This is a genomic window from Stenotrophomonas hibiscicola ATCC 19867 (genome assembly GCF_000382065.1).
In the GTDB taxonomy this organism is placed as follows: Bacteria; Pseudomonadota; Gammaproteobacteria; order Xanthomonadales; family Xanthomonadaceae; genus Stenotrophomonas; species Stenotrophomonas hibiscicola.
In genome coordinates, this window is sequence record NZ_KB907502.1 from 336,359 (window position 1) to 354,697 (window position 18,339).

The window sequence follows — 18,339 nt, forward strand, 5'->3', positions numbered from 1 at the left end:
CATGACCTCGGCGTCATCGCCTTCTGTAGAGCCGAGCCATGCTCGGCTGGATGCCCAGCGCACGCGGATCGCAACAGCAGCCGAGCATGGCTCGGCTCTACAGAGGCTTGGCCGGTGGAACGCAGCCACGCATGGCGTGGCTCTACTGCTGGTCGCCCACGTCGCGCACGCAGCTGATCGCCTGCAGCTGGACCCGGCAGGGTTGAGCCCTGCACAGCAGCAGGTGGCGACGCAGACCCTGGCCGACGTGCAGGCACTGCTGCCGGATGGCCTGCTCCGCGCATTGCCGGCACAGGTCCAGGTGCGCTGGCGCGATGACCTGCCGGCCGATGTGCACGGCCGCGCGTTCGCCGGGCGCATCGCCCTGCGTCGCGAGCTGCTGGATGATGCCGTGCCCGGCGCGCGCCGCGCACGCCGCAGCGCGCTGGTACACGAACTGACCCATGTCGCCGACCGTACGGGGGCGAACTGGTCACGCAGTGTGCGCTGGCGTGATCTGGCTGGATGGCAGCGCAAGCCCTGGCATCTCGGCCGTGGCGACAACGATTTCCGTGACCGCAGTCCCGATGCGTATGAACTGAAGGACCCGGCCGAGTACCTGGCAGTGAACGCCGAGCATTTCGTGCTCGACAGCGAGTTCGCCTGCCGGCGCCCGGCACTGGCGCAGTGGTTCCAGGTCCATTTCGGAACCCCGCCATCGCTGCCACAGTCGCACTGCGCGAACGCGTTGCCATTGCTGCAGGCCGAATCGGAAGAGGGGGCGGCATCGCTGCTGCAGCTCGACCCGGCGCGTGTCTACGCCGTGGACTACCTGTTCGCCGAGGGCAGTGCGCAGCCGATGAGCCGCTGGGGGCACAGCATGCTGCGGCTGGTGATCTGCCGGCCGGGCCGTGCACCGGGTCCGGACTGCCGCCTGGACCTGGAGTACCACCGCGTGCTGTCGTTCCGCGCGTTCGTCGGCGATGTGCAGATTTCCAACTGGCGCGGCTTGACCGGCGGCTACCCGTCGCGGCTGTTCGTGCTGCCGCTGCAGCAGGTGGTGGACGAGTACACCAAGGTGGAACTGCGGGGCCTGCAGTCGTTGCCCTTGCAGCTGCAACGCGACGAGATTGCCAGCCTGCTCGAGCGCACCGCGCAGGTGCACTGGAGCTATGACGGGCGCTATTACTTCGTCAGCAACAACTGTGCGGTGGAGACCGCCAGGCTGCTGCAGGCCGGAGTGCCCCGGCTGGGCGAGGACGGGCTGGCCCAGCTGAGTCCGCGCGGTCTCAAGCGGCGGCTGGCGCGGCTGGGCATGCTCGACGAGCGGGTACTCACGGACCGCAACGCAGCGCAGGCACAGGGCTATTACTTCGCTTCCGCGCGCGACCACTACCAGCAGTTGTTCACAGTGGCGGCGACCCAGCTGGCCTTGCCCGCGCGCGATGTGCGCGGCTGGTTGAAGCTGCCGGCAGAACAACGGGCACCGTGGCTGCTGAAGGGCAACCTGCGCGCCAGTGCCGGCCTGCTGCTGCTGGAACAGGCGGCACAGCGGCGTGCCGAACTGCGCGCACGCGATGTGCTCAAGCGGCAGCTACTGGCTGCTGCGGACAGCGCGGAAACCCGCAGCCTGCGCAGCCTGCTGGCGCAGAGCGGGCAGTGGTTGCGCCCGGGGACGCTGCTGCAGGGCGGCTACGGGTTGCCGCTGGCCGATGAGCAGGCGGTGCTGGCCGAAACGGTTGCCACTGCCAGCGCAGAGGCGGTGCCGGCCTGGCAGGCGCTGCGCGTGCAACTGCGCCAGCAGTTGCCGGTGGGCCAGCGCAACGAGATGGATGCGATCGATGCCAACCTCGCCGCACTTGGCGCGCGCCTGCGGGAACAGGCAGCCACGCCCGCTACTGGCGCGGCAGTTCGATGACGAAACGGCTGCCGCCGGCGTCGCCCGCCGCGCAGTAGACGCGGCCGCCGTGCGCGTCGGCGATGGCCTTGACCACCGCCAGGCCGAGGCCACTGCCGCCGCCCTGGCGTGAACGTGAGCCGTCGGCACGCATGAACGGGCTGAAGATGTCGGCGTGCAGCTCCGGATCGATGCCCGGGCCCTCATCCTCGATTGCCACTTGCACATGTCCCGGTGTGTCATGCACGGCAATCCGCACCTTGCCCGGGCTGGCATAGCGGCGTGCGTTCTCCAGCAGCGCCAGCAGCGCCTGGCGGAGGCGGGTCGGGTCGCAGTGCGCGTTGTGTTCCTCGCGGCTGGTTTCCAGCTCCAGCACGAAGCCGGCGGCGCGGAACTGCGGATCGACCAGGGTCATCACCGAATGCACTTCGGCCACCACATCGGTGCGCGCGCGGCGTACGTCCAGCCGCGCGTTGTCGGACAGGCTCAGCACGCGCAGATCCTCGATCAGGCGCGAGAGGCCCTCGACCTGCGCCAGCAGGCTGCGGAACTGTGACTCGTCCGGCTGGAACACGCCCTCGGCGAGCCCTTGCAGGCGACCGCGCAGGATCGTCACCGGCGTGCGCAGCTCATGGGCGATGGCCGCGTGCCACATCGCGCGCTCGCTCTCCATGTGCTGCAGGCGGCGGGCCATTGCATTGAAGTCCTCGACCAGGGTCGCCACTTCACCCGGCGAATTCTCCTCGACGCTCGCGCGCGCCCCGAGGTCGCCGCCGGCAAGCGCACGCACACTGTCCACCAGTGAATTCAGTGGCGACAGGATCCGGTGCGCAAGACGGAACGAAGCGGCGATGGCCAGCGCCAGTCCGGTCAGGATCACGCCCACCATCCATGCCAGTTCCGGCCCGGTCGGCAGCCAGCTTTCCGGCTCCTCGGTGCTGCCGGGGAAGAACTCGACCAGCACCGCGTACAGCAGCCACGACGACAGGATCATCATCACGATGACGCCGATCACCATCAGCGACATCGAGATGATGATGTGGCGGCTGAGCCCGGAACGGCGCAGGCGCGCCATCAGCGGTCGGCCATCAGCCGGTAGCCGACACCGCGCACGCTGGCCGGAACATTGACCATGCCTACTTCGTCCAGTTTGCGGCGCAGCTTGCTGACATGGCTGTCGACGGTGCGTTCCAGCGCTTCGCTTTCCGGCAGGCATTCGTGCATCAGTTCGCTGCGGCTGAAGATGCGGGTCGGCGCCAGCGCCATGCAGTGCAGCAGCTTGAACTCGGTGAGCGTGAGCAGCACTTCGTGGCTGTAGCCTTCGCCCTCCACATGCACGGCATGGGTGGCCGAGTCGATCAGCAGCGGGCCCGCCCGCAGCGCGGTCGGTGCATCCACGCGCGAGGCGCGCAACGTACGCCGCAGCACGGCGCGCACGCGTGCTGCCACTTCGGCCGGATTGAACGGCTTGACCACGTAGTCGTCGGCGCCCATGCGCAGCGCGGTGAGCTTGTCCAGGTCCTGGTCCAGTGCGGTCAGCATGATCACCGGCGTTTCACCGCGCTGGCGCAGCTGGGTCAGCACGCTCCAGCCATCCAGGCGCGGCAGCTGCACATCAAGCAGGACCAGGTCGGGGCGGGCGCTGCGGTGCAGGTCCAGCGCGCTGTGGCCGTCGGCGGCGCGCAGCGTACGCAGTCCTTCGCGTTCCAGATAGGCGGTGAGAATATCGGCGATCTCGGCCTCATCCTCGACGATCAGGACGAGGGCGGCGAGGGCAGGGGCGGCATGCATGCAGGGGCGGGGCCTTAAGGTGCTTGCCTCCATCGTATCTCCACAGTTCCTCCATCGAAACCCCATCATCGCCACGCACACTTCACGCTTCAGAACCTATCAGCCGCCTGCGCGGCATTGTGCACAGCAATGAGAACCTTCAGGACTCCGGTCGCGTTGATCGCGGCCCTCGCCCTGGCCGTGACGGCCTGCTCCGCCCCCGAAGCCACGCCCGAAGTGGCACCGCGCGTCAGCGTGGTCACTGTCGGCCCGCAGGTCGTGCAGCGCGACGATGAACTGCCCGGCCGTGTCGCCGCCGTTCGCACCGCACAGATCCGTGCGCAGGTCGGCGGCATCGTGCAGCGCCGCCTGTTCGAACAGGGCGCCGAAGTGCGCGCCGGCCAGGCCCTGTTCCAGATTGATCCGGCGGCGTTCCGTGCCGATGTCGACTCGGCACTGGCAGCGCTGCAGCGCAGTGAGGCAGCCCTGGGCCGCAGCCGCGTGCAGTCGCAGCGCCTGCATGCGCTGGCGGCCGCGCAGGCGGTCAGCCAGCAGCACCGCGACGATGCCAGTGCCGAGTACGAACAGGCCCGTGCCGCGGTGAACGAGGCGCGCGCGATCCTGGCCCGCCGCCAGCTCGACCTGCGCTATGCCACGGTCAGTGCACCGATTGCGGGCCGCATCGACCAGGCGCTGGTGACCGAAGGTGCACTGGTCGGCGTGGCCGATGCCGAGCCGATGGCGGTGGTGCAGCAGATCGACCAGGTCTACGTCGATGTGCGCCAGCCAGCGGCGCAGCTCGAGTCGCTGCAACGCAGTGCCGGTGGCGGCGAGCTGCCGGTGACGATCATCGGTGCGGCCGGCAGGCCGCTGCCCGAACGTGGCCAGATGCTGTTCTCCGGCATCAATGTCGATGCGCGCACCGGTGATGTGATCCTGCGCATCCTGGTCGACAACCCGCAGCGCCAGCTGCTGCCCGGCATGTACGTGCGCGCGAAGGTGCCGCGGGGTGCGCCGGCCAGCGCACTGACCGTGCCGCAGCAGGCCGTGCTGCGCAGTGCCGGTGGCCAGGCCTATGCCTGGGTGATCGGTGGCGATGGCAAGGCGGTGATCCGCACGCTGGAAGTGGACGGTAGTGTCGATCGCCAATGGCTGGTGCGCACGGGCCTGAAGGCGGGCGAAAAGGTGGTGGTCGAAGGCCAGGAACGCCTGCAGGAAGGCGTGGTGGTCGATGCGCGCGACTGGCAGATGCCGGTCGCCAGCGCCGGCGCGGTGCAGGCCGGCAGCAAGGGCTGAGCCTCTACCGGGCCGGTCCCTCCAGGAAAATCCAACATGGCACGTTTCTTCATCGATCGCCCGGTGTTCGCCTGGGTGCTGGCGATCTTCATCATCCTGGCCGGCGTGCTGGCGATCCCGCGGCTGGCAGTGGAGCGCTATCCAGCAGTCGCCCCGCCCAGCGTCAGCATCTATGCCAGCTACCCGGGTGCCAGCCCGCAGACGCTGAACGACGCGGTGGTCGGCCTGATCGAGCGCGAGCTGTCCAGCGTCAAGCACCTGCTGTATTTCGAGTCGTCGGTGGACACCTCCGGCGAAGCCTCGATCACCGCGACCTTCAAGCCGGGTACCAATCCGGAGCTGGCGCAGGTGGACGTGCAGAACCGGATCAAGGCGATCGAGCCGCGCCTGCCGCGCAGCGTGCGCCAGAACGGCCTGTTCGTGGAAGCAGCCGATTCCGGCTTCCTGATGCTGGTCGGCCTGCGTTCGCCCGATGCCAGCGTCAGCGAGGCCGCACTGGGCGACTTCATGGCGCGCAACATCATCGAGGAGCTGCGCCGCATCGATGGCGTCGGCCGCGTGCAGCTGTTCGGTGCGGAGCAGGCGATGCGCGTGTGGCTGGACCCGACCCGGCTGACCGGCTATGGGCTGACCATGGGTGACGTGGCCGCTGCCATCGAGCAGCAGAACCTGGAGATCTCGCCGGGGCGCATCGGTGATTCGCCGGGTGTTCCAGGCCAGCGCATCACCGTGCCGCTCAGCGCCGACGGCCAGTTGTCCACGCCGGAACAGTTCGCGGCGATCGTACTGCGCGCCGGGGCCGACGGTTCACGGGTGGTGCTGGGTGATGTCGCCCGCGTCGAACTGGGCGCGCAGAGCTATGCCTGGGGCACCCGCGAGGACGGCCATCCGGCCACCGCTGCCGGGGTGCAGCTGCGGCCGGGCGCGAATGCGGTGCGCACGGCGTCGGCGGTCCGTGAGCGCATGGCCGAGCTGGCGCCGCTGTTGCCGCGCGGCGTGGAGGCGAGCATCCCGTTCGACACCGCGCCGTTCGTGAAGATCTCGATCCAGAAGGTGGTGCAGACGCTGCTGGAGGCGATGCTGCTGGTGTTCGCGGTGATGTACCTGTTCCTGCAGAACTGGCGCTACACGCTGATTCCGGCGCTGGTCGCACCGATCGCGCTGCTCGGTACCTTCGCGGTGATGCTGGCGCTGGGCTTCTCGATCAACGTGCTGACCATGTTCGGCATGGTGCTGGCGATCGGCATCATCGTCGACGACGCGATCGTGGTGGTCGAGGGGGTGGAGCGGATCATGGCCGAGGAGGGCCTGCCGCCGCGCGAGGCGACCATCAAGGCGATGCGCGAGCTGACCAGCGCGGTGATCGGCATCACCCTGGTGCTGACCGCGGTGTTCATTCCGATGGCCTTGGCCAGCGGCTCGGTGGGCGCCATCTACCGCCAGTTCACCGTGGCGATGGCGGTGTCGATCCTGTTTTCGGCGCTGCTGGCCCTGAGCCTGACGCCGGCGTTGTGCGCGACGCTGCTGCGCCCGAACACCCATGGCCATCATGGCCGTGGCGGGCTGTTCGGTGCCTTCAATCGTGGCTTCGAGGCGTTGACTGGGCGCTACCAGCGCGGCGTGGCCTCCGTGCTGCAGCGGAGCGGGCGGGTCATGGGCGTGTTCGCGGCGCTGGTGGCGGCGCTGCTGCTGGGCCTGCACTGGCTGCCGGGCGCCTTCCTGCCGGAAGAGGACCAGGGCTACTTCATGACCTCGATCCAGCTGCCGGCTGAAGCCACGGCCGAACGCACGCTGGCCGTGGTCGAAGCCTACGAACGGCACGTGGCGTCACGCCCGGGCATCGGCTCCAACCAGTCGATCCTCGGGTACAGCTTCTCCGGTTCCGGCCCGAGCGCGGCGCTGACCTACACGATGCTGAAGGATTGGGGCGAGCGTGCAGGGGCCACCGCGGCCGGCGAAGTGGAGGCCGCGCAGCAGGCGATGGCCACGATTGCCGAGGGCGAGGTGATGAGTGTGATGCCCCCGGCGATCGACAGCCTGGGCCGTTCGTCCGGCTTCTCGCTGGCCCTGCAGGCGCGTACCGGGCAGAGCCAGGCCGAACTGCGTGCGGCCCTGCAGCAGCTGCTGAAGCTGGCCGAGGCCAGCCCGCTGCTGTCGGAGGTGCATGCCGATGGCCTGCCAGCAGGTACCAGCGTGCGGCTGGACATCGACCGCGCCAAGGCCGAGGCGATGGGCGTGGGGTTCGAGCAGATCAGCAGCACGCTGTCGGCGGCGATGGGCTCGCAGTACGTCAACGACTTCCCCAACAAGGGCCGGCTGCAGCAGGTGATCCTGCAGGCCGATGCACCGCACCGGATGGAGCTGGAGGATGTGCTGAAGCTGTACGTTCGCAACAGCGAAGGCGGCATGGTGGCGTTGTCGGAACTGGTGACGCCGCACTGGACCGAGGCGCCGCTGCAGCTGCAGCGCTATCTCGGCTTCCCGGCGCTGAATCTGTCCGGCGCACCGGCCTCCGGCGTGTCGACCGGCCAGGCCATGGCGGAGATGGAGCGGTTGGCGGAGAAGCTGCCGTCCGGTTTTGCCCTGCAGTGGACCAGCCAGTCGCTGCAGGAGCGGGAGTCCGGTGCGCAGGCGCCGTGGTTGCTGCTGTTGTCGATGCTGGTGGTGTTCCTGGTGCTGGCGGCACTGTACGAGAGCTGGTCGATCCCGCTGGCGGTGATGCTGGTGGTGCCGCTGGGCCTGCTTGGTGCGGTTGCTGCGGTGCTGTTGCGGGGCATGCCCAACGACGTGTTCTTCAAGGTCGGCATGATCACCGTGATCGGGCTGTCGGCGAAGAACGCGATCCTCATCGTCGAGTTCGCGCGCCAGCTGCAGCAGCAGGGTCGCGGCCTGGTTGAAGCAGCGCTGGAGGCAGCGCGGCTGCGACTGCGGCCGATCGTGATGACCTCGCTGGCATTCGCGCTGGGCGTGGTGCCGCTGATGCTGGCGCAGGGCGCGTCGAAGGAAACCCAGCAGGCGATTGGAACCGGTGTGTTCGGCGGCATGGTCAGTGCGACCGTGCTGGCCGTGTTCTTCGTGCCGGTCTTCTATGTAGTGGTGCAGGGCGCGCGGCAGTGGATCGCGCAGCGCCTGCGCAGACGCCGGCCGATGCCGGGAGGAACCGTGGATGGAACGGAACATCGTTGAAGATCTGCATGAGCGGCAGTTGGCAGCGCTGGAACAGCGCCTGCGGCAGGCATTGCTGGATGACGACCACGATGCGCTGACCGCGCTGGTATCGCCGGCCTTGTTCATGATGGATGGCCACGGCGGCCGCATGCTCGACCTGCCGTGGCTGGGCGACTGGCTGACCGGAAACCTGCAGGTGCGTAGCCTGCAGTCGTACGCGGTGGAAACGTTGCTGTGCGGACGCCTGGCATTGTTGTCCAGCGACGTGCGCTTGTCGGTGCGCGGGCAGGGCCAGGAGCGCGAGCTGAAACTGCGCCTGCTGCGGGTGTGGACCTGCAGTTCCGGCGAAAGCGGCGCGCAGCTGCTGTCGATGGCGGTACTGGCCGCATGAGCGCGGTCAGGCCGCTTTCAGGCCCCGCTCACCGCGAGGTGGTAGGGTCGAGCATTCCTGTAGTGCCGACAAGGAGTCGAGCCATGCGTGTAGTTCCCAGTCTGTTGGCAGCCTCCCTGGGGTTGGTGCTGGTCGCGTGCCAGCCGGCCCAGGCACCCGCGGCGGGCAGCAATGACGCCCCGCCTGCCACGCCGCAGCCGAGCGCCAACACGGAAGGTGGCAGTGAGACCGCCTACCAGTGTGGTGATCTGAGTGTGGGCGCGACATTCAATGGCGAGGATGCTGCCACGCTGGTGATCGGCGAGCGTAGCTTCGCCATGACCTCCGAGCGCGCGGCATCCGGCGCCAAGTACAGCGATGGTCTCGGCAACAGCTTCTGGACCAAGGGCAGCGATGATGGCCTGCTGAGCCTGATGGGCGAACCGGATCGCGAGTGCCATGCGGTGGAAGCTACCGAAGGCGATGGCAGCGCCGGCAATGCGGCATTCCGTGCCACCGGCAATGAACCCGGCTGGCTTGCAGTCGTCGACGGCGATGCGCCGGGCCTGCAGGTGGAGGTCGATTATGGCGAGCGCCGCTTCGACGTGGCCAAACCCACCCAGGGCGCTGATGGATGGAGCGGAAAGGCGTCCGACGGCACCGACGTCAAGCTCAGCTTCCAGCGCACCACCTGCCAGGATGACATGAGCGGCGAGGCGTTCGAGGCCAAGGCGATGCTGACTGTCGGTACCCGCCAGTACCATGGCTGCGGCAACTTCGGTGCGAAACAGCCGTAACCGCTGCCACCGATGATCCGTCCGCTGCCTGCGGCGAACACGCCGCAGGCAGGAACAGGCAGCCGATCAGCGCGAGGCGCTTAGTCGGCACGGCCGGCGAATTCGCCCGTGGCGGTGTTCACCAGCACGCGTTCGCCATTGACGATGTACTCGGGCACCATGATTTCGATGCCGGTGTTGAGCTTGGCCGGCTTCGGGCGCTTGGTGGCGGTGCCACCCTTCAGTTCCGGCGGCGTCTCGATCACCTCCAGCACCACGGAGGCCGGCAGCTGGATCGCCACCGGCTGCTCGTCGATCACCTGCACGTAGATGCCGGTCAGGCCGTCGGTGATGTAACCGGCGTCGTCGCCGATCACGTCCGCATCCAGGGTGTACGGGGTGTAGTCCTCGTCATCGAGGAAGACGAAGGCATCGCCGTCCTTGTACGAATAGGTGGACTGGCGGCGCAGCAGTTCGACCTCGACCAGGTTGTCGTCGGCATCGAAGCTGGCGTCGAGCTTGTTGCCGCCCGGCACGCTGTACATGATGAAGCGGAAGCGGACGTTGCCGCCGCGACCCTGCGGCGAGCTGCGCTCGATGTCGCGGATCTGGTACACGCCGTTGTTGTACTCGACGACGTTGCCCTTCTTGATGTCGTTGGCTTTCATGGTGATCTAGGTCGTTGGGGGAGGGCGCCGTCCCGGCGCCCGGGGGGAATCACTTCGGAGCGAGGCGGGTAGCGCCGTCCAGGCGGATGGTCTCGCCGTTGAGGTAGGTGTTGCCGAGAATGAAGCCGACCAGACTGGCGAAGTCTTCCGGCTTGCCCAGGCGCGACGGGAACGGGATCGAGGCGGCCAGCGACTGCTGCACGGCTTCGGGCATGCCATCGACCATCGGCGTCCAGAACACGCCAGGAGCAATCGTATTGACGCGGATGCCGAAGCGCGACAGTTCGCGCGCCATCGGCAGCGTCATCGACACCACGCCGCCCTTGCTGGCCGCATACGCGGCCTGGCCGATCTGTCCTTCATAGGCAGCGATGCTGGCGGTGTTGATGATCACGCCGCGCTCGCCGTCTTCGCCGGCGTCGTTGTGCTGCATGCGGTTGGCCGCGGCCTTGGCGACGTTGAAGCTGCCGACCAGGTTGACCATCACCGTGCCCTGGAAGCCGGCCAGCGGCATCGGGCCTTCCTTGCCGAGCACGCGACCGGCACCGAGGATGCCGGCGCAGTTCATCGCCACGTTCAGGCCGCCGAGGAAATCGTGGGCCTGGTCGATGGCTGCAGCCACGGCCGCCTCATCGCTGACGTTGACATTGAAATAGCGGGCCTTGTCGGCACCCAGCCCGGCAACGGCAGCTGCACCCTTGTCGTCGTTGAGGTCGAACAGAGCCACCTTGCCGCCCTGGGCGACGAGGTGCTGGGCCACGGCCAGGCCGAGGCCGGAGACGCCGCCAGTGATCACGGCACGTACGGAAGACAGCTGCATTGCACGGTCCTGCAGGTTCGAGAACCGCCGATTCTAACGGAAGCGGCGACCGTCGCCGTTGTGCGCTGCGCCGCCCGAGCGGGAGCGGCGCAGCGGGGTGCTCAGCCGGTCGCTGCGAGCGCCTGGCCGGTGCGGCTGGCGGTGGCGCGGCCGAGCAGGCCGGCCAGCCAGCGGCCGGTCTCGGCCAGTGCCGGCAGGTCCACGCCGCTCTCCAGGCCCAGGCCCCGCAGCAGGTAGACCACGTCTTCGCTGGCGACGTTGCCGCTGGCACCCTTGGCATACGGGCAGCCACCGGCCCCGGAGACGGCACTGTCGACCACGCGCACGCCTTCTTCCAGGCAGGAGGCGATGTTGGCGATGGCCTGGCCGTACGTGTCGTGGAAGTGCACGGCCAATGCTTCCATCGGAATCTCGGCCGCCACCGCCTGCAGCATCGCCCGTGCCTTGCGCGGGGTGCCGACGCCAATGGTGTCGCCCAGCGAGATTTCGTAACAGCCCATCTGGTGCAGCGCGCGCGCCACGCGCACCACGTCGGCCAGCGGCACCTCGCCCTGGTAGGGGCAACCGAGCACGGTGGAGACGTAGCCACGCACGCGCACGCCATCGGCGGCGGCGCGGCGGAGGATCGGCTCGAACCGGGCCAGCGACTCGTCGATGCCGGCATTGGTGTTGGTTCGGTTGAACGCCTCGGACGCGGCAGTGAACACCGCCACTTCCTCCACGCCCACCGCGCGGGCGCGGTCGTAGCCCTGTTCGTTCGGCACCAGTACCGGGTAGTGGATGCCCGGGCGGCGCTGGATGCCGGCGTAGACTTCGGCGGCATCGGCCAGCTGCGGAATCCACTTCGGGCTGACGAAACTGGTCGCCTCGATGCTGCGCAGGCCGGTGGCCGACAGGCGGTTGATCAGTTCGATCTTGTCGGCGGTGGACACCGACTGCTTTTCGTTCTGCAGGCCGTCACGCGGGCCGACCTCGACGATGCGGACGTAGTCGCTCATGCAGCCACCTCGCCGACGGGGCGATGGCAGACCGCTTCGATGTTGTTGCCGTCCGGGTCGAGCACGAAGGCGGCGTAGTAATCCGGGTGGTACCACGGGCGCAGGCCCGGCGCGCCGTTGTCGCGGCCACCGGCGGTGAGGGCGGCGGCGTGGAAGGCGTCCACCTGCGCGCGGCTGGCGCAGGCGAAGGCCACGTGCACGCCGTGGCTGGCGGTGCCGCCATTGCCGAGCCAGAAGAACGGCTTGCCGTCGCTGCCGAAGCCGACGTGGTCGTGGTCGCCGGTCAGTTCGGCGCTCACTTCCATCACCACGCCGATCTGCAGTGGCGCCAGTGCCTGCAGGAAGAAGGCCTTGCTGCGCGCCAGGTCGGCGCTGGTCAAACCAAGATGATCGAGCATGTTCAGGCTTCCGTGACCCAATGGGGGGCGCGCTTGTCTAGGAAGGCGCCCAGGCCCTCCTGGCCCTCGGCGGACACCCGCAGGCGCGCGATCAGGGCGGCATTATCGCGATCCAGGGTGTCGCGGTCATGGCTGTCCCGGACCTGCCGCACCAGCTGCTTGGCGGTGGACGAGGCGATCGGGCCTGCCTTGTCGAGCAGGGCCAGCTGGCGTTCCAACGCCTCGTCCAGGCGCTCGGGTTCGACCAGCTGGTGGACCAGGCCGATCCGCAGTGCGGTCTCGGCATCGAAGTGCTCGCCGGTGGCGAACCATCGACGGGCCTGGCGTGGGCCGATGGCCTCGATCACATAGGGGGAGATCACCGCCGGCAGCAGGCCCAGGCGGCTTTCGGTCAGGCCGAAGCGGGCCGCGGTGCTGGCGATGGCGATGTCGCAGCAGGCGACCAGGCCGACACCGCCGCCGAAGGCCGCGCCGTGGACCCGTGCCAGGGTCGGCTTGGGCAGCTCGTCCAGGGTGCGCATCAGCCGGGCCAGGGCCAGCGAGTCCTCGCGGTTATCGGCTTCGCTGGCCGCAGCCATGCCGCGCATCCACTGCATGTCGGCGCCGGCCGAGAAGGAGGCGCCATGGCCGGCCACCACCACGGCCCGGATCGAATCGTCCCGTCCGGCGGCCTCCAGCGCGGCGGTCAGCCGGGCGATCAGGCTGGCGTCGAAGGCATTGTGCAGTTCCGGCCGGTTCAGCCAGAGGGTGATGACGGCGCCGCGGCGCTCGATCTGCAAAGCATCGTTCATGGGATTCCAGGGTCACTCCATACCTGTATGGATCATAGCGGGCCATTGGTCATGGGCCATGACGCGACGCGGGAATGTTAGAATCGAGAACCATTTACATCCAGCAGAGAACACGCTAGATGACGCTGTCCGAACTGCCGCTGCACATCTCGGCCGTGGTCGAGTCCGTGCAGGACCTGCACGCCAACGATGCCATCGCCCGTCGCCTGCGCGAGCTGGGTTTCGTCAATGGCGAGGAAGTGCGCCTGGTGGCCAAAGGTCCGGTGGGGGGCGAGCCGCTGCTGGTGCAGGTCGGGTTCACCCGGTTCGCGCTGCGGATCAGTGAGGCCAAGCGCGTCGTGGTAGACGCCAACCGCCAGGAGCGACGCGCATGAGCGCTTCCGCTGCCACCGCCCCGCTGCGCATTGCGCTGGTCGGCAACCCCAACAGCGGCAAGACCGCGCTGTTCAACCAGCTGACCGGCAGTCGGCAGAAGGTCGCCAACTACACCGGCGTCACCGTAGAGCGCAAGGAGGGCCGCCTGCGTGCGCCGTCCGGCCGTGAATTCGCGGTGCTTGATCTGCCGGGCGCCTACAGCCTGCATCCGGCCAGCCTGGACGAGGCGATCACCCGCGACCTGTGCCGGGGCTTCTACCCGGGCGAAGCCGCGCCGGACGTGCTGCTGTGCGTGATCGACGCCACCAACCTGCGCCTGCACCTGCGCTTCGCGCTGGAGCTGCGTGAGCTGGGCAAGCCGATGGTGGTCGCGCTGAACATGGTCGACGCCGCACAACGCCGCGGCATCCAGGTGGATGTGGCCGCGCTGGAACGCGAGCTGGGCGTGCCGGTGGTGGAGACCGTGGCGGTGCGCAAGCAGGGCGCCAAGGCCTTGGTCGAGCGCCTCGATGCGATGGTGCCGCACCTGGATGCGCCGGTGCCGGGCCCGGAAGGTGGCATCGACTACCACGCCAAGGTGCGCGAGATCCTTTCGGTCGCCGTGCGCATGCCGGCGCGAACCGCGAAGATCGACGACGCGCTGGACCGCTGGCTGCTGCACCCGGTGTTCGGGCTGATCAGCCTTGCGGTGGTGATGTTCCTGATCTTCCAGGCGGTGTATGCCTGGGCGACGCCGTTGATGGATGGCATCGAGGCTGGCTTCGCCTGGCTCGGTACTCTCGTTGGCAGCGTGTTGCCGGAGGGTCCGCTGGCCAGCCTGCTGACCGACGGCATCATCGCCGGTGTCGGTGGCGTGGTCGTGTTCCTGCCGCAGATCCTGATCCTGTTCTTCTTCATCCTGGTGCTGGAGGAATCCGGCTACCTGCCGCGCGCGGCGTTCCTGCTCGACCGCATGATGGCCGCTGCCGGCCTGTCTGGCCGCTCGTTCATCCCGCTGCTGTCCAGCTTCGCCTGCGCGGTGCCGGGCATCATGTCCACGCGCAGCATCCAGGACCCGCGTGACCGCCTGGCCACCATCCTGGTCGCACCGCTGATGACCTGTTCGGCGCGCCTGCCGGTGTACGCGCTGCTGATCGGTGCGTTCATTCCGCAGAAGACCGTGTGGGGCGTGTTCAACCAGCAGGGCCTGGTGCTGTTCGGCCTGTACGTCGCCGGCATCCTCAGTGCGCTGGCGATGTCGTGGATCATGAAGAAGTGGCGCCGCGACAAGAGCGAGCATCCGCTGATGCTGGAGCTTCCGTCGTACCGGCTGCCGCATGCGCGCGACCTGGCGGTGGGGCTGTACGAGCGCGGCATGATCTTCCTCAAGCGCGTCGGCGGCATCATCCTGGCGCTGACCATCCTGCTGTGGGTGCTGCTGTCGTTCCCAGCGGCGCCGGCGGGCGCCACGATGCCGGCCATCGACTATAGCTACGCCGGCCAGATCGGCCATGCGATGGCGGTGTTCTTCGCACCGCTGGGCTTCAACTGGCAGATCTGCATCGCGCTGATCCCGGGCCTGGCCGCGCGTGAGGTGGCGGTGTCGTCGCTGGCGACGGTGTATGCGCTGTCGGCGGCGGATGACGATGCGGCCAGCCAGGCACTGACCCCGTTGATCAGCGATGGCTGGTCGCTGGCCACGGCCCTGTCGCTGCTGGTCTGGTACATCTACGCACCGATGTGCATCTCGACGCTGGCCACCATCAAGCGCGAGACCAACTCGTGGAAGCAGATGGGCTTTGCCGCGTTCTACCTGTTCGCCGCAGCTTACGTGGCGGCGCTGATCACCTACCAGGTGACCAAGGCGCTGGGAGGTGGCTGATGGATACCGGGCTGCTGATCCAGTACCTGATCATCGCGGTGGCCGTGCTGGTCAGCGCCTGGGTGGTGCTGAAGAAGCAGTTCCCCGGCACGGTGCGCACGCTGCGCGGTGCCTTGGCGCTGGCTCTGCTGAAGCCGGGCCGCGCGGCCTGGGCGCAGGCGCTGGGGCGGAAGATCGCGCCGCCTGCCAGCGGAGGTGGCGGTGCCTGTGGCGGTTGCGACAGTTGCGGGCCGACCAACAAGAAGTAGCGTCGAGCCATGCTCGACGGCGGCTGTGCGGCGGGTGCGAACTTTCGGCCTGTGGGTGCGAACCTTGGTTTGCACGCTTTCCGGGGTTCAGACCTCTTTGCGGATGATCGCGCGAAAGCGTCCCTCCTGCTGCATCCGCCGTACCGAGGCGCGATTTCCATGGGTCGCTGCGAAGCCCGCCACGTCGGCAAGGGCATTGAGCAGCAGGCGCTTCATCGCGTTGCGATCGCCAGCATCGAGCAGGTCATGAAGATCCTGCTGGGTGAAAGCCCGGCGCAGGCCTGGCGTCTCTTCGATACGCCAGTCGACATGCGGCGTGGGGATGCTGGAGCGGTACCTGAAAGCCGTTTCAAGATCGTCGGGCGTGAGGGGGTGCACGAGCAACTCTGGAAAGTAGAGTCCGGCATTCACATAGAAACCGCGGCTTTCGCTGGCGCGTTGGTGATTCACGACAAGCAGGGCGTCATCCAGCAAGCGGTAGCGGGTGGTCGTGGTCCCGGCATAGCCGGTCTTCCTGGCGCACTTGCTGAAGACGGTCGCGGATTTCATGGGCGTTGCCTGGGCCGGAAGAGGGGACCACAGCCTTGAGTGGCCGCGTTTCTGCGTCCAGTGGTAAACGCGACATCTACGGTGTCGCATGCGCTCCGCCTGGTGCAGTCAAGAGAGGCGTACCCAGGGAGGAACGAGCATCCATTGCGCGGAAGGTCACCCAGCGTCGCAGTGACGGCGCTTGCCGGAGCAGGCGTGCTGCCGCTAGCCTGCAGGCATGAACCAGACTCCCCTGCGATTGCTCATTCACGGCGCCTCCGGGCGCATGGGCCAGGCCCTGCTGCGGCTGGCCGCCGAACATCCCGAAACCCTTCAGATCGTGGCCGCAGTGGCCGGCCGTGCGCCGGCGCAGCGCGTGGTCGACGGCGTGCCGTTCTTCGGTGCCAGCGAACTGCCCGGCGCGCCGGTGTTCGACGTGGCGATCGACTTCAGCCTGCCGGAGGGTTTCGACCCGATGCTGGCGTTGTGCGTGGAACGCGGCGCGGGGCTGGTGTCGGGTACCACCGGCATCTCCGGCACGCAGCGGCAGGCGCTGGATGCAGCAGCGGCGAAGATCCCGTTGGTCTGGGCGTCGAACTTCAGCCTGGGCGTGGCGGTGCTGGACGAGCTGGTGGAGCGCGCCGCGCAGGCGCTGGCCGGCTGGGACTGCGATATCGTCGAATCGCACCACACGCAGAAGAAGGACGCACCGTCAGGCACCGCGCTAACCCTGGGCGCGGCCGCGCAGCGCGGCGGAGCGGAGCCGCACTACGCGAGCCTGCGTGCTGGCGACATCGTAGGTGAGCATCTGGTGCAGTTCACCGGGCTGGGCGAGCGCATCGAGCTGGTGCACCGGGCCACCAACCGCGACATCTTCGCCCGCGGCGCGCTGTTCGCCGCCCGCCAGCTGCAGGGCCGGGCTCCGGGCAGCTACCGGGTGCGGGATCTACTGGACGGGCCGCGTTAACCGGTAGCGCCGGGCCGTGCCCGGCGTCGGTGTCGGTTCGCCGGGCATGGCCCGGCGCTACCAGCGGGCGCCGCATACGCCGCCGGATTGAAATGAATGCGCAATCGCCTGTTCATGAAGCGCGATAACCGCTGGCGCGAGCGCCCCGGCAGCGCTACAATTCGCACTCGCCGAATCACGAAAGCCGGACCGGTCCCAGACCGTACGTCCGCGCTTTTTTGCAACCGGATTTCCGTGAAGCGCAGGCGTGACTTCGGCAGCCCCCTCGGTAGCCAAAGTGAGATTCCCGTGACCCAAGCCGCAATCCTCGTCCTCGAAGACGGCACCGTATTCGAGGGCGAATCCGTAGGCGCGCCCGGCCTGTCCGTCGGTGAAGTGGTGTTCAACACCGCCATGACCGGCTATCAGGAAGTATTGACCGACCCGTCCTACGCCCGGCAGATGGTCACGTTGACCTATCCGCATATCGGCAACACCGGCATGACCGACCAGGACGATGAAGCGTCCAAGGTATGGTCGGCCGGTCTGATCGTGCGCGACGTCCCGCGCCGTCCCAGCAACTGGCGCAGCCAGCTGTCGCTGCAGGACTGGCTGATCCAGCGGGGCGTCGTCGCCATCGCCGGCATCGACACCCGCAAGCTGACCCGCATCCTGCGCGAGAAGGGCGCGCAGAATGGTGCGCTGATGGCCGGCGACATCGACGTGGAAAAGGCACTGGAAGCCGCCCGCAAGTTCCCGGGCCTGAAGGGCATGGATCTGGCCAAGGTCGTCACTACCGAGAAGACCTACACCTGGACCGAGGGCCAGCTGGACCTGGATGCCAATGCTTTCGTCAGCGTGCCGGCCCGGTTCAAGGTCGTGGCCTACGACTTCGGCGTGAAGACCAACATCCTGCGCATGCTGGCCGAGCGCGGCTGCGAAGTGACCGTGGTGCCGGCGCAGACCCCGGCCGCCGAAGTGCTGGCACTGAAGCCGGACGGCGTGTTCCTGTCCAATGGCCCGGGCGACCCGGAACCGTGCGACTACGCCATCGACGCGATCAAGGCCTTCATCGACGTGAAGATCCCGACCTTCGGCATCTGCCTGGGCCACCAGCTGCTCGGCCTGGCCTCTGGCGCGCAGACCATGAAGATGGGCCATGGCCACCACGGTGCCAACCACCCGGTGCAGGACCTGGACAGTGGCCGGGTGATGATCACCTCGCAGAACCACGGTTTTGCGATCGATGAAGCAACCCTGCCGCCGACCCTGCGCGTGACCCACCGTTCGCTGTTCGACGGCACCAACCAGGGCGTGGCCCGCACCGACGTGCCGGCGTTCTCGTTCCAGGGCCATCCGGAAGCATCCCCGGGCCCGCACGATGTCGGTCCGCTGTTCGACCGCTTCGTGGCGCTGATGGAGCAGGCCAAGGCGTGATCAGTACGCCGCC

General features: G+C 68.1%; 18 protein-coding genes. 10 read left to right on the forward strand and 8 right to left on the reverse strand.

Translation table 11 applies throughout. The features are described from left to right. Window position 1 precedes the first annotated feature (1 nt). Entirely contained in the window at window positions 2–1,897 is a 1,896-nt protein-coding gene (locus G370_RS0115630) for a DUF7844 domain-containing protein (RefSeq protein ID WP_019661446.1), read from the forward strand. On the opposite strand, the gene G370_RS0115635 is transcribed toward G370_RS0115630, so the two are convergent. Both G370_RS0115635 and G370_RS0115640 read right to left on the reverse strand, forming a co-directional pair. Next, window positions 1,875–2,951: an ATP-binding protein gene (locus G370_RS0115635; RefSeq protein ID WP_019661447.1), complete on the reverse strand. Its 1,077-nt coding sequence runs from the start codon at window positions 2,949–2,951 to the stop codon at window positions 1,875–1,877. The genes G370_RS0115630 and G370_RS0115635 overlap by 23 nt on opposite strands. After that, window positions 2,951–3,667, reverse strand: a complete 717-nt coding sequence (locus tag G370_RS0115640) for a response regulator (RefSeq protein WP_020424480.1) — start codon at window positions 3,665–3,667, stop codon at window positions 2,951–2,953. Before G370_RS0115640 ends, G370_RS0115635 begins: the two co-directional genes overlap by 1 nt. A 129-nt stretch (window positions 3,668–3,796) precedes the next feature. Between G370_RS0115640 and G370_RS0115645 the strand changes: the two genes are divergently transcribed. The 4 genes from G370_RS0115645 (at window position 3,797) to G370_RS0115660 (ending at window position 9,277) form a co-directional block, all read left to right on the forward strand. Beyond that, window positions 3,797–4,942: an efflux RND transporter periplasmic adaptor subunit gene (locus tag G370_RS0115645; protein WP_019661448.1), complete on the forward strand. Its 1,146-nt coding sequence runs from the start codon at window positions 3,797–3,799 to the stop codon at window positions 4,940–4,942. A gap of 36 nt (window positions 4,943–4,978) precedes the next feature. Then, window positions 4,979–8,128, forward strand: coding sequence for a multidrug efflux RND transporter permease subunit (locus G370_RS0115650; protein ID WP_019661449.1), 3,150 nt, complete (start codon window positions 4,979–4,981; stop codon window positions 8,126–8,128). After that, window positions 8,109–8,501 (forward strand): nuclear transport factor 2 family protein, encoded by a 393-nt coding sequence (locus tag G370_RS0115655; protein WP_019661450.1) that lies wholly within the window; start codon window positions 8,109–8,111, stop codon window positions 8,499–8,501. The genes G370_RS0115650 and G370_RS0115655 overlap by 20 nt, the downstream gene beginning before the upstream one ends. 83 nt (window positions 8,502–8,584) lie before the next feature. Then, window positions 8,585–9,277: a COG3650 family protein gene (locus tag G370_RS0115660; protein WP_019661451.1), complete on the forward strand. Its 693-nt coding sequence runs from the start codon at window positions 8,585–8,587 to the stop codon at window positions 9,275–9,277. A gap of 80 nt (window positions 9,278–9,357) precedes the next feature. Here the strand turns inward: G370_RS0115660 and yeiP are convergent, their stop codons facing one another. The 5 genes from yeiP to G370_RS0115685 form a co-directional block, all read right to left on the reverse strand. Then, a complete protein-coding gene (gene yeiP / locus G370_RS0115665) occupies window positions 9,358–9,924 on the reverse strand; it encodes an elongation factor P-like protein YeiP (protein ID WP_005409468.1) in 567 nt (188 codons plus the stop codon). 49 nt (window positions 9,925–9,973) lie between these two features. Then, the gene (locus G370_RS0115670) at window positions 9,974–10,744 is read right to left on the reverse strand and encodes an SDR family oxidoreductase (RefSeq protein ID WP_014646983.1); all 771 of its coding nucleotides are present in this window, start codon (window positions 10,742–10,744) and stop codon (window positions 9,974–9,976) included. Between the two features lie 101 nt (window positions 10,745–10,845). Next, on the reverse strand, window positions 10,846–11,742 hold the full coding sequence (locus G370_RS0115675) for a hydroxymethylglutaryl-CoA lyase (RefSeq protein WP_019661452.1): 897 nt from the start codon (window positions 11,740–11,742) through the stop codon (window positions 10,846–10,848). After that, window positions 11,739–12,140, reverse strand: a complete 402-nt coding sequence (locus G370_RS0115680; protein WP_019661453.1) for a VOC family protein — start codon at window positions 12,138–12,140, stop codon at window positions 11,739–11,741. Before G370_RS0115680 ends, G370_RS0115675 begins: the two co-directional genes overlap by 4 nt. A 2-nt stretch (window positions 12,141–12,142) precedes the next feature. Beyond that, window positions 12,143–12,931: an enoyl-CoA hydratase-related protein gene (locus G370_RS0115685; RefSeq protein ID WP_019661454.1), complete on the reverse strand. Its 789-nt coding sequence runs from the start codon at window positions 12,929–12,931 to the stop codon at window positions 12,143–12,145. A gap of 119 nt (window positions 12,932–13,050) precedes the next feature. Between G370_RS0115685 and G370_RS0115690 the strand changes: the two genes are divergently transcribed. From G370_RS0115690 to G370_RS0115700, 3 genes are read left to right on the forward strand one after another with little or no spacing between them, the layout of a single operon-like run. Next, complete coding sequence (locus G370_RS0115690; RefSeq protein ID WP_019661455.1) at window positions 13,051–13,305, forward strand: FeoA family protein; 255 nt, start codon at window positions 13,051–13,053, stop codon at window positions 13,303–13,305. Next, window positions 13,302–15,167, forward strand: a complete 1,866-nt coding sequence (gene feoB, locus G370_RS0115695; RefSeq protein ID WP_019661456.1) for a ferrous iron transporter B — start codon at window positions 13,302–13,304, stop codon at window positions 15,165–15,167. Before G370_RS0115690 ends, feoB begins: the two co-directional genes overlap by 4 nt. Continuing rightward, window positions 15,167–15,415: a DUF6587 family protein gene (locus G370_RS0115700; protein WP_019661457.1), complete on the forward strand. Its 249-nt coding sequence runs from the start codon at window positions 15,167–15,169 to the stop codon at window positions 15,413–15,415. Before feoB ends, G370_RS0115700 begins: the two co-directional genes overlap by 1 nt. A gap of 87 nt (window positions 15,416–15,502) precedes the next feature. Here G370_RS0115700 and G370_RS0115705 read toward each other — a convergent pair whose 3' ends face one another. Then, entirely contained in the window at window positions 15,503–15,964 is a 462-nt protein-coding gene (locus G370_RS0115705) for a DUF4304 domain-containing protein (protein ID WP_019661458.1), read from the reverse strand. A gap of 217 nt (window positions 15,965–16,181) precedes the next feature. Here G370_RS0115705 and dapB point away from each other — a divergent pair, with 217 nt between their 5' ends. Both dapB and carA read left to right on the forward strand, forming a co-directional pair. Continuing rightward, a complete protein-coding gene (gene dapB, locus G370_RS0115710; RefSeq protein WP_026347189.1) occupies window positions 16,182–16,910 on the forward strand; it encodes a 4-hydroxy-tetrahydrodipicolinate reductase in 729 nt (242 codons plus the stop codon). A gap of 288 nt (window positions 16,911–17,198) precedes the next feature. Beyond that, the gene (gene carA, locus G370_RS0115715) at window positions 17,199–18,326 is read left to right on the forward strand and encodes a glutamine-hydrolyzing carbamoyl-phosphate synthase small subunit (RefSeq protein ID WP_026347190.1); all 1,128 of its coding nucleotides are present in this window, start codon (window positions 17,199–17,201) and stop codon (window positions 18,324–18,326) included. Window positions 18,327–18,339: the final 13 nt, after the last annotated feature.

Coding starts and splice junctions, on each gene's coding strand:
- G370_RS0115690 (WP_019661455.1), top strand. CDS start 13,051: ATGACGCTGTCCGAACTGCCGCTGCACATCTCGGCCGTGGTCGAGTCC.
- G370_RS0115630 (WP_019661446.1), top strand. CDS start 2: ATGACCTCGGCGTCATCGCCTTCTGTAGAGCCGAGCCATGCTCGGCTG.
- G370_RS0115680 (WP_019661453.1), bottom strand. CDS start 12,140: ATGCTCGATCATCTTGGTTTGACCAGCGCCGACCTGGCGCGCAGCAAG.
- G370_RS0115700 (WP_019661457.1), top strand. CDS start 15,167: ATGGATACCGGGCTGCTGATCCAGTACCTGATCATCGCGGTGGCCGTG.
- G370_RS0115705 (WP_019661458.1), bottom strand. CDS start 15,964: ATGAAATCCGCGACCGTCTTCAGCAAGTGCGCCAGGAAGACCGGCTAT.
- G370_RS0115655 (WP_019661450.1), top strand. CDS start 8,109: ATGGAACGGAACATCGTTGAAGATCTGCATGAGCGGCAGTTGGCAGCG.
- G370_RS0115650 (WP_019661449.1), top strand. CDS start 4,979: ATGGCACGTTTCTTCATCGATCGCCCGGTGTTCGCCTGGGTGCTGGCG.
- G370_RS0115635 (WP_019661447.1), bottom strand. CDS start 2,951: ATGGCGCGCCTGCGCCGTTCCGGGCTCAGCCGCCACATCATCATCTCG.
- G370_RS0115645 (WP_019661448.1), top strand. CDS start 3,797: ATGAGAACCTTCAGGACTCCGGTCGCGTTGATCGCGGCCCTCGCCCTG.
- G370_RS0115640 (WP_020424480.1), bottom strand. CDS start 3,667: ATGCATGCCGCCCCTGCCCTCGCCGCCCTCGTCCTGATCGTCGAGGAT.
- dapB (WP_026347189.1), top strand. CDS start 16,182: ATGAACCAGACTCCCCTGCGATTGCTCATTCACGGCGCCTCCGGGCGC.
- G370_RS0115685 (WP_019661454.1), bottom strand. CDS start 12,931: ATGAACGATGCTTTGCAGATCGAGCGCCGCGGCGCCGTCATCACCCTC.
- G370_RS0115670 (WP_014646983.1), bottom strand. CDS start 10,744: ATGCAGCTGTCTTCCGTACGTGCCGTGATCACTGGCGGCGTCTCCGGC.
- G370_RS0115660 (WP_019661451.1), top strand. CDS start 8,585: ATGCGTGTAGTTCCCAGTCTGTTGGCAGCCTCCCTGGGGTTGGTGCTG.
- feoB (WP_019661456.1), top strand. CDS start 13,302: ATGAGCGCTTCCGCTGCCACCGCCCCGCTGCGCATTGCGCTGGTCGGC.
- G370_RS0115675 (WP_019661452.1), bottom strand. CDS start 11,742: ATGAGCGACTACGTCCGCATCGTCGAGGTCGGCCCGCGTGACGGCCTG.
- yeiP (WP_005409468.1), bottom strand. CDS start 9,924: ATGAAAGCCAACGACATCAAGAAGGGCAACGTCGTCGAGTACAACAAC.